The organism is Sphingobacterium sp. CZ-UAM (assembly GCF_002000245.1).
Classification (GTDB): domain Bacteria; phylum Bacteroidota; class Bacteroidia; order Sphingobacteriales; family Sphingobacteriaceae; genus Sphingobacterium.
In genome coordinates, this window is sequence record NZ_MTCM01000003.1 from 288854 (window position 1) to 300031 (window position 11178).

At 41.2% G+C, this 11178-nt stretch carries 10 protein-coding genes; 3 read left to right on the forward strand and 7 right to left on the reverse strand.

The genetic code is table 11. The features are described from left to right. Positions 1–4: 4 nt before the first annotated feature. Both BWD42_RS15010 and BWD42_RS15015 read right to left on the reverse strand, forming a co-directional pair. The gene (locus tag BWD42_RS15010) at positions 5–679 is read right to left on the reverse strand and encodes a response regulator transcription factor (RefSeq protein WP_077437210.1); all 675 of its coding nucleotides are present in this window, start codon (positions 677–679) and stop codon (positions 5–7) included. 67 nt (positions 680–746) lie between these two features. Next, complete coding sequence (locus BWD42_RS15015; protein WP_077437211.1) at positions 747–2180, reverse strand: sensor histidine kinase; 1434 nt, start codon at positions 2178–2180, stop codon at positions 747–749. A 119-nt stretch (positions 2181–2299) separates the two neighbouring features. Here BWD42_RS15015 and BWD42_RS15020 point away from each other — a divergent pair, with 119 nt between their 5' ends. Further along, positions 2300–3715 (forward strand): DUF4270 family protein, encoded by a 1416-nt coding sequence (locus BWD42_RS15020; RefSeq protein WP_077437212.1) that lies wholly within the window; start codon positions 2300–2302, stop codon positions 3713–3715. Positions 3716–3718: 3 nt separating this feature from the next. Continuing rightward, a complete protein-coding gene (locus BWD42_RS15025) occupies positions 3719–4738 on the forward strand; it encodes a Kelch repeat-containing protein (RefSeq protein WP_077437213.1) in 1020 nt (339 codons plus the stop codon). Between the two features lie 52 nt (positions 4739–4790). Here the strand turns inward: BWD42_RS15025 and BWD42_RS15030 are convergent, their stop codons facing one another. The 4 genes from BWD42_RS15030 to dnaG all read right to left on the reverse strand — a co-directional run bounded on the left by BWD42_RS15030 (position 4791) and on the right by dnaG (position 8943). Then, positions 4791–4988: a hypothetical protein gene (locus tag BWD42_RS15030; RefSeq protein WP_077437214.1), complete on the reverse strand. Its 198-nt coding sequence runs from the start codon at positions 4986–4988 to the stop codon at positions 4791–4793. Positions 4989–5253: 265 nt separating this feature from the next. Continuing rightward, positions 5254–6282: a glutaminyl-peptide cyclotransferase gene (locus BWD42_RS15035; protein ID WP_077437215.1), complete on the reverse strand. Its 1029-nt coding sequence runs from the start codon at positions 6280–6282 to the stop codon at positions 5254–5256. A 290-nt stretch (positions 6283–6572) separates the two neighbouring features. Then, positions 6573–6929: a YraN family protein gene (locus tag BWD42_RS15040; RefSeq protein WP_077437216.1), complete on the reverse strand. Its 357-nt coding sequence runs from the start codon at positions 6927–6929 to the stop codon at positions 6573–6575. A gap of 10 nt (positions 6930–6939) precedes the next feature. Next, entirely contained in the window at positions 6940–8943 is a 2004-nt protein-coding gene (dnaG, locus tag BWD42_RS15045; protein WP_077437217.1) for a DNA primase, read from the reverse strand. Between the two features lie 305 nt (positions 8944–9248). On the opposite strand from dnaG, the gene BWD42_RS15050 reads away from it, so the two are divergent. Continuing rightward, a complete protein-coding gene (locus BWD42_RS15050) occupies positions 9249–10634 on the forward strand; it encodes a nucleotide sugar dehydrogenase (RefSeq protein ID WP_077437218.1) in 1386 nt (461 codons plus the stop codon). A gap of 140 nt (positions 10635–10774) precedes the next feature. Here BWD42_RS15050 and BWD42_RS15055 read toward each other — a convergent pair whose 3' ends face one another. Next, positions 10775–11095, reverse strand: coding sequence for a hypothetical protein (locus BWD42_RS15055; protein WP_077437219.1), 321 nt, complete (start codon positions 11093–11095; stop codon positions 10775–10777). Positions 11096–11178: the final 83 nt, after the last annotated feature.

The window sequence follows — 11178 nt, forward strand, 5'->3', positions numbered from 1 at the left end:
CTTATCAATCCACTGTCAGCATATAGCCAACGCCGCGTATATTGGTAATTTTGATTCGAGGATCCTGGCTCAGATACTTACGGATGCGGCTAATAAATACGTCTAGGCTTCGCCCTGTAAAATACTTGTCGTGGCTCCAATAAGCGCGCATAATCTCTTCTCTAGCGATCACCTTATCTTTCTGTTCGTACAGCTTGCGTAGCAGTTCGCTTTCCCGAAAGGATAATTTAAGGACCTCTTCTTGATAGGTGAGTTGATGCTTCAGGCTGTCCAGTGTATAATCACCGATCATCAGTTTCTGACCGAACAACATTTTAGGATTATTTTTCAACAAAGACTCTATGCGTACAACCAATTCTTCGATCTTAAACGGCTTTTTGACGTAGTCGTCTCCGCCGAGACGAAATCCCCGAACCACATCCTCCGTCTGTACTTTGGCCGTTAAAAAGATGATGGGGAGCAAGGTGTCCATCTCCCGAATTTTGGTGGCCAAGGTGAAACCATCCATAACAGGCATCATCACGTCCACCACCATGATATCTGGTTTTGCTATGCTAAAAGACTCCAGGGCTTCCTGTCCATTGCTGCAGTGTACAACATGGAAGCCATTAGCTTCCAAGCTATCTGCCACAATCATCGCCAGACTTGGCTCATCCTCTACGTATAAAATATTAATCATAATTCCTGTCGTTCAATAATAATGCTTTTTCTATACAAAGCTATATCGAAAAATAGCTTCCTATAGGCTAATATGGTAACTTGATGATAAAGGTACTTCCTTTTCCCAATTCACTCTCGACACTGATCTTACCCTCATGACGCTTCACAACCTGCTTGACATACGCAAGTCCCAGGCCAAAGCCTTTGACATCATGCAAGTTGCCCGAAGGTACTCTAAAGAACATATCGAAAACCCGCTGATGGTATTCGGGCGCAATACCCTTCCCATTATCCCGAATACGGATCTGGACATGTTCTTTGGCAGCTTTAATGTCAACTTTAATGCTGACATGTGTTCCCGAATATTTTATGGCATTCTCCAATAGATTATTGATGACATTTTTCAGATGGGATTCATCGCCTTTGATCAGGATCGACTCGGGATCGGCATGGAGCTCCACTTCTACTGTTTTTGTTTTATTGAGTTGAGCCACCTCAATCGCACTTGCCACCATGGCGACAATATCAAAATCTGACCGTTGTAGAACAATTCCCCGCGAAGCATCGATATCCATCTGCAGTACTTTCTCAATCATACCGGATAGGTGTTCAAGTTCTTTTTTTGAAATATCAAGGTAACGGTCCATCTTTTCCCTGTCGTTCCGCACGCCGTACAGTTGTATAGCTTCAATTGCTGCCATTACGGTGGATACTGGAGTTTTCAGTTCGTGGGTCATATTATCGACAAAGTTTTTTCGGAGTTCGGCCATTTTATTCTGGTTAAAAATGGTTTTCATCAGGTAAAAGAAAGTGCCCAACAAAAGACCGATCAACAGCAGCGAAATCAGCAATTGCCAGCTCAGGCTGAAAAGCAGATATTTCCAATCCTCCTGGAACTTAACAACCAGAAACTCATTCTTTACGGGATTGACCATCATCGGTCTTGTCCAGGCCAGGTTTTTTTCGCGGTATTCGCGACGTACATCCTTTACCTGCTCGCGTGGAATCGTAACGACGCTCAACTCATAGGGCACCGAGATACCTTTATTGTTCAGTGATTCTGTGAATTTCCTGTCGATCTGATCCAAGTTCATCTTACTCATTTCAAAATCGCGGAACAAGAAGGGCGGAATAATAGCATTCTGATGATCGCGATCTTTGGAATACATTTTCCCTTTGCGATCTGGATCGCTGCGAAATATATGTTCTTTACGGGGCTGTCGGGCCCGCACCCTTTCCAAGGCCCGATCAAGTTCAGCTTCGGATAACGAGGGTAGCAGTTCATTTTTTATATCCCTGAGAAGCCGGTTTCTCTCTGTGTCGGGATCATCCAATCGTTGATCACCATTTTCTGCCTGATACACTTCCTGTACGGCATTAAAAAGCGACCGTTCGGCCGTGGACAGAAAAAGGTCCCGCCGATTGGTATAACTTCCGTAAAGCCAGACGCCAAGCACAATGGTAATTCCTGTACCTATTAAAACGATCAAGCTGATCAGCAATTTAAATCTTCTACCCATAACGAAAACAAATTTAAATTACTAGATTTGCAATCGCTGTGGTAATTAACCATATTTAACAAAATATAACACTGATTAACAGTAAGCATTGATTACTTTTGCACTATTCAAAAATTAATATGATCAAAAACTTTAAGAGACGTAGTATACAATTTTTACTTCCGCTTTTTACATTGGCAGCTTTTGTCGGTTGTAATAAGGACATTTCACTTTCTTTGGATAATTCGAGAAATGAAACGATTGGCGTAGTACCAATTGATACAGTTTCCGTCAAAGTTTCCACTTATCAATTGGATCCGCTTCCAACTTCAAATACAGGTACGGTTCTGGTAGGAAAAAATAGCAATGCGGTCACCGGTAGTGTCAAATCTACTTCTTATTTGCGTTTGGGGATCGGTACAATAAACGGCACCGCCATTCCGGAGGATGCGGTACTGGATTCGGTTTCCCTAGTATTGAGCCCGAACAAATACTATTACGGCGATACAACCAAAATTCAGAAAATTGCAGTGCATCGCGTCACGGAAGATATTACATTGACACCAATAGATCCGACGCAGCCGGCGATTGAAAGACCATTTTATGTAACTACTCCTAGCATATTCAGCAATAAAAAATTAGCCTATGAGAGCACCCCTTTAGCTGAACTTTCCTTTAACCCACGCGTAAAATCAACGGATTCCTTATTCTTTAAATTCAATAGCTCAATCAGTAATGAACTTTTCAGGTTGATAAAAAATGGGGATAACAGGATTCAAAATAACACGAGTTTTCAGGAGTATTTTAAGGGCTTAGCGCTGGTTCCGGATAAAAACAATACAACGCTTATTGGATTTACAGATACCGTTTTTCTACAGGTACATTATTCTTTTGAGAACAATGAGGGGAATAAGGTAAGCAGCAAACAATCTTTTGCTATCGACAACAAAGCATACCAATACAATCAAATTGAAGCAGATCGCTCGGCAACGAAGTTTGCAGCAATGACAATTGCTAACCCGCAGATTGATGTTGAAAAAACCGATGGTAATACATTCCTCGAAGGTTCGAGTGGTGTTGTAGCGAAAATCGAGTTCCCTACGTTATTATCCTTGGTAAACGATCCAACAATTTCAATCAATAAAGTGGAACTTGTCATTGAAGCAGAAAATAACCCGCTAGAGGGCTATGCGCAACCTGAAAATCTGGTTCTTATGATCGCAAATAGCGAAGGGACACCGGTGAGCGCCTTAGCATCATTATCAGGAGATGCGCAAAACCCAGTGCAATCTGCCCCATTGATTAAAATTGGAGATGCAAATGGTAAATACACCTTTAATTTGATTGATTATTTAAATAAAATTAAAACAACAGCATATAAAAACACTTCATTATATCTATCTTTACCTCCGTTGCCAGTAACAACGAGAACTGCAAGCGGGGCTACAGTAGTGACACCTTCTCAGCTATCAAGAACAGCGGATCGGTTGATATTGGCAAAAGATGGTAATGATCCAAGAATTAAATTAAACATCCTTTATACTAAATTTCAATAATTTATGAACAAGAAAAATTGGCTACTCGTATTGTCAGCTTTTGTATTTACAGTTACAACATTCTCTTCTTGTAAAAAAAGCAATGACACTAGTGAAGAAAAATCGACCGAGTGGTTTCAAAAAGCAGCTTACAAAGGTCCACAAACATCTTCCGCAGCAAGTTTTGTAATAAAGAACATCGCATATGTAACTACTGGTCAATCAAGTAATGCAGGTAGCAAGGCTGTTCATTTAAAAAACACATATGCTTATGATCCAGCATCCAATACCTGGAGCGAAAAAGATACTTTAGCAGATAAAGATGCGCGTAGCGGTCGTCGTGGTGCAATTGCTTTTGCAATCGGTGATTTTGGCTATGTAGGTGGCGGTAATGATGGCGCAAATTTCTTGAAAGATTTCTATAAATTTGATCCTTCAGCAGAAAAAGGAAAACAATGGACTAAAGTTGCGGACTTGCCTATTGTATTAGCAAATGCAGTAGCGTTCACTATCGGCGGAAAAGCTTATGTGGGTACAGGAGAAACTACCATTGCAAATGGTACTGCCTTTACCAATCAATTTTTCAAATATGACCCAGAGTTAAATAAATGGGAAGCAATTCCTGATGCTCCATTTGCAGCGAAGAGAAAAGGTGCTTTTGTATTTGTATCAGGTAATACTGCTTATGTTGGTGGTGGAGTTTCCAATGGCGGTTACCCAACAGATTTCTACAAATTTGATGGTAGCAAATGGACACAGTTAGCTGATTTAGATAATGATCGTGGTGTGAACCGCTCTAACGCTGCAGCTTTTGTAATTGGTAGCAATGGCTTCTTAGTAGGTGGATCAAAAGGTACAGCAAGCAGTTCTGTTGTTAAATACAACATCAGTGGAGATAGCTGGACATATGACAATACTTCTTTTAACGGTGGCGCTAGACAAGATGCTGTCGGTTTTGCAATCCAATCAACAGGTTATGTTGCGACAGGTCTAAATGGTACAACTCGTTTTGATGATAACTGGAGCTTCACTCCGGTTTATTAATCGCAAAATAAAATTATAAAAAAAGGGATGAACCATTGGTTCATCCCTTTTTTTATAACATGCCCTTCATATTGATCGTTGTTTGCACGCTCAGTTTCAGACGCTCATACAGGATATAATCCTTCGAGACGGATACGATCATTTCAAACTTGGAAGAGGATCTGCACAAAGGTCCTTCAAGCAATGGATAGCAGCTTTCGATAGATCTCCGCAGGGATACAAACCGGAATGCATCGATAGTAATTGTCATGATTGGCGTCGTACTTTTCGGACTCCTGAGAAGATAATGCGGATCATACCTCTTACATGGCCGATACAGACACTTTATTGAATAGCATGGTATTGAGGCAGCTAAATTCAGCGTAAAAAATAAAGGAAGATGTACAGAAAATCAAAACAAACCCTTTGCGCATTGAATATGTGAATTTGTTTTGGACATACATTTAAAATCGCATAAAAAAGGCTATCCAACTGGATAGCCTTTTTTATTTAATATATATATATCGTGTGGAATACTACTTTTCTATTGCTTTGATTTCATATAAGGTATTCCAGAGCTTACCTGTTACAAACAAGCGTTTTTTGGCCTGATCATAAGCAATTCCATTCAATTCGTTATCATAAGCCGAAGTATGTTCGTAGATTCCAACCAGGTTGATCTTTCCTTCTACAGCACCTGTTTCGGGATTGATAATTGCAATAATGTCCTTCTGATAGACATTCGCGTAAACTTTTCCATCAATATATTCCAATTCATTTAGTTGATCGACAGGACCATTCTCGTCATATACAGCAATTGAACTTAACTCTTTACCAGTAACCGCATCCAGGAAAAACAATTTATTGGAGCCATCTGACTTGATCAAACGCTTGCCATCATAGGTAATCCCCCATCCCTCCTTACTATTTTCGTATTTAAATGAACTTTCTTTTGTAAATGAATTTTTGTCAAACACATATCCCTCACCCTGCTCCCAGGTCAACATAAACAATTTACTGCCAACTAATGTCATCCCCTCGGCAAAGGTTTTCTCATCAAATTTGATTTCCTTCAGTACCTTTCCAGTTGTCAGGTCAACCTTTCTGAGGTTAGACTCACCGTATCGTCCATTAGATTCATACAATACACCATCGGCAAACTGAAGTCCCTGGGTAAATGCGCTGGTATCATGCGGATATTTGTTGACTATCTCGAATCCATAGTTCTTTGCTGCCGCTGGAACAATATAAAAAGTGCTCGATACGGAGTCAGACTTGCCACCACTGTACACTGTTGCAGAAATATTACGTGTACCATAAGCCATATCTTTGGTCTCTACCGTAATTGCTACAGTATCTGTTGAGGACCCCACATGCTTGTCGTCCACGAAATAAGCAACAGAATCCATGGTAATTGCATCAAATTTCAATTTCAGTTGAACTTGGCTACCCTTTAAAACAGCTTGGTTTGCGCCGGGTGACGCAAATTCCAATGCAGATTTTTTCGACTTACAGGAAGCAAAAGCAAGTGTTGCGACCGCAATAAAATACGTAATTTTTTTCATCCGTATAAATTTGTTTTTCAATTGTGATGAAGCTATCAGATTTATTCATCGGGTGTATGTTTTAAGCGGCATTCATGAGCTCGCTTTACCCGGTTTGAATAAATCATGATGGGTTTCATCTATATAATCTATTTTTAAAGCTGATGAAACAATCCGATCTTTATAAAAACAATCTGTTTGAATAGATCATGAGCATCTCATCGTTATGATATAAAAGTCTGATTCAACATGGCAACCTGGTAAAACTGTGATTATATAACCAAGATTCCGATCTACTTGCTAAAACAATACTAACTATCCCAAAATGCATCTTTTATATAAGTAACTTCTGCATCTGTGTTATTCGTTACAGCTACCACATCAAACCTCACTTCGCCGTTATATGCATGTTTTAATATATAAGCCTGTGCTGCCCGAATGAGCCGCCGTTGCTTGCGCACATCCACAAATTCGTAAGGCTCGCCAAAAGCCGTCGTCGACCGTGTTTTGACCTCCACAAATACCAGGGTATCTCCGTCCATGACGATCAAATCTACTTCTAAATTCTTAAATCGCCAATTTCTTAACACTATTTTACAGCCCATCCTGATCAGGTATTCCATGGCCAACTGCTCGCCCAGTATTCCTATTTCAAGATGTTTCGCCATATTATCCGGATCACTTTACAATCGTATTTCCCAAAAATCCGCCTAGAAGACGCTCTGCTTCTTTTAGTTTTTGATACTTAAAGAGAAGTACTTCCAAATTAGCAATATCCTGTTCCTGTTTCATTTCTTCACGGATATGATGCATTTCCGCACTGATTTTTTGCTTTTTTATCCGGTAGATAGCCTCCACAACCAATTGCTTAAGATGCTCATATTCCTGGCTGACATAGATCTTGCGTTTGTCGTCATTCCAATTTTCACTGAGCGAATACTTCGTCGCCACACAATTGATCGCCAGTTCGGAGACAGCAGCATCCGCATGGGAATAGAATAATTTTGGATCGGGGATTTCATAATTTTCAGCAGCATCCCGATAGGCTTTTAGAATAAATGCAGCGCCCTTATCCTTAAATTCAATATCGCCGATATTACCCAGTAGGACACCAGCAACCGGAATATCGCCATCACCTTCCCAAGTGGCCAGGTAATCGCCGTAATTGATCAGGATGCGGACGATCTCACGTTCCTGTAGGATCTCGGCGGTCAGCTGTGCAGGCTGCTCTGTTGCTTCCATTGCTGGCAGTCCCCCACGCTCATCGTCGGTCATAAAGAAATCAGGTGGCGGGCCATCCATCCCAAAAGGCGGCATCCCTGTATTTGCCGGGGTATTTTGTGCCTTACGGGAGGCATCTTTATCGGCTTTCTTTGCCTTATTCAGCCTTATCTTGTTGAGTTCGGCAAGCAAAATACGCTCCTCAATATCCAATAGGCTGCTACATTCCCGAATAAAAACGGAGACTTTAATCTCATCGGGGATCAAAGCGATACTTTCAACAACATCACGTATTACCGCTGCCCTTTTGATCGGATCGTTGTTGGCATCACGAAGTAAGATATTGGTCTTATAGAAGATAAAATCCTGCTGATGGGATTTCACATACTCTTTAAAAGCTGTGGCACCATAAGTTTGCACATAAGAATCCGGGTCATTCCCGTCCGGAAAGAGCAATACCTTTACATTTAACCCTTCCTCCAGCAACATATCGGTACCACGCAAAGAGGCCTTTATTCCAGCTTCGTCGCCATCATAGAGTATGGTTACATTTTTGGTAAATCTGGAAATCAATTTGATCTGACCTGTCGTCAGGGAAGTTCCCGAAGAAGACACCACATTTTCGACACCGGCCTGATGTACAGATAGAACATCCGCATAACCCTCGACGAGATAGCAGTTGTCCCCTTCCATGATTGCCTTCTTGGCGAAATTCAACCCATAGAGTACATCTGACTTATGATAGATCTCGCTCTCGGGTGAGTTTACATACTTGGCGACCTTTTTATCGGTCTTTAGTGTGCGTCCACCAAAACCGATGATACGTCCGGTCAAATTATGGATCGGGAACATGACACGGCCTCTAAAGCGATCGTAGAGCGATTTATCGTCGCGTTCTATCGCCAGTCCACTTGCAGCCAGGTAATCCGGATGGAAGCCGGCCTCCTGTGCCTTATCCACCAGTGCCGTCCACTCTTCTGGTGAGTAACCCAGTTCGAATTTCTTGATGATATCCTCACGGTATCCCCGCTCTTTGAAATAGTTGAGTCCGATGACCTGCCCCATTTCGCTTTTCCAGAGTTGTTCTACGAAAAATTTACCGGCCCAGGCACTCAAGACATACAGACTTTCTCTTTTGTCCTGCGCAGCGAGCTGTGCTGGAGACCGTTCAACTTCTTCGATCTCAATGGAATATTTATCTGCCAGATACCGGATTGCTTCGGGATAGGAGAACTTTTCCAGTTCCATCACAAATTTGAGTGAATCTCCTCCGACACCGCAACCGAAACATTTGTAGATGCCTTTGGAGACAGAAACGTGGAACGAAGGTGTCTTTTCGTGGTGAAATGGACAGTTTCCGATCAAGGAGGTACCACGCTTCTTTAGATCAACGAAGTCACCCACCACTTCCTCTATCCGTGCCGTTTCCAGTACTTTGTCAATAACCTCTTGCTTTATCAAAATCGTGCTCCTATTTTTAATGTAAAATTAGTATAAATCTGATAGATTTTATCCCGGATCCAATTATTTATACTACCCTTCGCTGTAAATTATACAGCTCAAAAAGAGATTTAGCTCCAGCTAAGCGGTCCATCTCCGTTCCTAGACCTTCAGAATGAGCCAAACAAACGTTTCGATGAAGCGCTATAATTCAATAACGTCCTGTTTTTACACTTTCGAAATGAAATATTGACTTTTATCGACAAAAAACAATTTCGAATTCTTTACATTTGTTGTTCAATTTATAGCTGATTAAGATAATCAAAATGAGTAAAACTATCAAGAAAATATGCTGTATAGGAGCTGGTTACGTGGGTGGACCAACCATGTCGGTTGTTGCGAAACAATGTCCGCATATTGAGATCACCATTGTTGATATGAATGCCGAGCGTATCGCAGCCTGGAATGACGAAAACCTAGAAAACCTTCCTGTTTATGAACCAGGGCTACAGGAAATCGTTGCTGAAGCGAGGGGCCGCAATTTGTTTTTCTCAACCGATATCAACAAAGCTATTGATGAAGCCGATATGATTTTTATTTCGGTCAATACCCCAACCAAGAATTACGGAAAAGGAAAGGGAATGGCTGCGGATCTAAAATATATTGAGCTTTGTGCCCGTCAGATCGCTGCAGTTGCCAAAAATGACAAGATCGTTGTCGAAAAATCCACTCTTCCGGTACGTACTGCCGCTGCATTGAAAAGTATCCTTGACAATACCGGTAATGGTGTGAATTTCCATATTCTATCCAATCCTGAATTCCTCGCCGAAGGGACAGCAATACAGGATTTGATCAATCCGGACCGTGTACTTATCGGGGGCGAAAATGAAGAAGCAATTGCAGCATTAGTGGATATCTATGCGCATTGGGTAGATCACAACAAAATCTTGACGACCAATCTATGGTCTTCTGAGCTTTCTAAATTGACCGCCAACGCTTTTCTGGCGCAACGGGTCTCCTCCATCAACTCGATCTCCGCGCTTTGTGAGAAAACAGGAGCCAATGTCGATGAGGTATCCAAAGCAATCGGCATGGATACACGTATCGGTGCTAAATTTTTAAAAGCATCAGTTGGCTTCGGAGGTTCGTGTTTTCAGAAGGACATCCTAAACCTCGTCTATATCGCACGTAGTTATGGGCTTACAGAAGTCGCTGAATACTGGGATCAGGTTATTTTAATGAATGATTATCAAAAGCAGCGTTTTGCCGACAATATCATCCAGACATTGTACAATACGGTATCAGGAAAAAAGATTGCCTTTTTGGGCTGGGCATTTAAAAAAGATACTAACGATACCCGTGAATCCGCAGCGATCTATGTGGCCGACTATCTCTTAAATGAGCAGGCAGAAATTACGGTGTACGATCCAAAAGTATCTGCGGAACATATTTACGCTGACTTGGATTATCTGAACACACGTTCATCGGAAGAAAACAGGGCCTTGGTCAAAGTTGTCAATACGCCTTATGAAGCCTGTGACGACGCACACGCTGTTGCCATATTAACAGAATGGGATGAATTCAAAAGCTACGACTGGAAGAAGATCAAGGATCAGATGAAGAAACCTGCCTTTGTCTTTGATGGACGGAAACTCTTGAACCGGAAACAGCTTGAAGAGCTCGATTTTAAATATTATGCAATAGGCGAATAACTGTATTTTAAGATAAATGAAGAACCCTCAGTAGCTATCTGTACAATCATACGGATATCTCTGAGGGTTTTGTTTGTGCCTGTTGGCAACGCATAAGGAAAGAGAGATGAAACACAAGCGAAGCAACAGGACTTTTTATCTTAATTGTTTAACATGCCATAAAATTCATTCATGTAATACGATTCTTGTAAGGCATCCCTAAAATTTTGCCATTGCTCTTCATCAAACGAGAAAACAATGTCCGGGTAAGGCGTCTTCATAATCAAGCGGAACTCACCGTCGGGGAATGAACTGAAGAAAAGTTCGTCACCATTACTCTTAATGATGTTCAGAAAATCGAAAAACTTATTCTGTGTAAATGTCAGCACAAAACTTTGCTGCCAGATATAATATGTTTTACACTTGTGGCATACACTAATGTGGGTATCTCCGCGTTGACTCAGAATCTTGGTATCACACATACTATCTATATTTATTTAGATTCATTATAAATAACATTCAAATGTAAGCATTGTTTTTAGAATAACAAGTATTAAAACAAAAA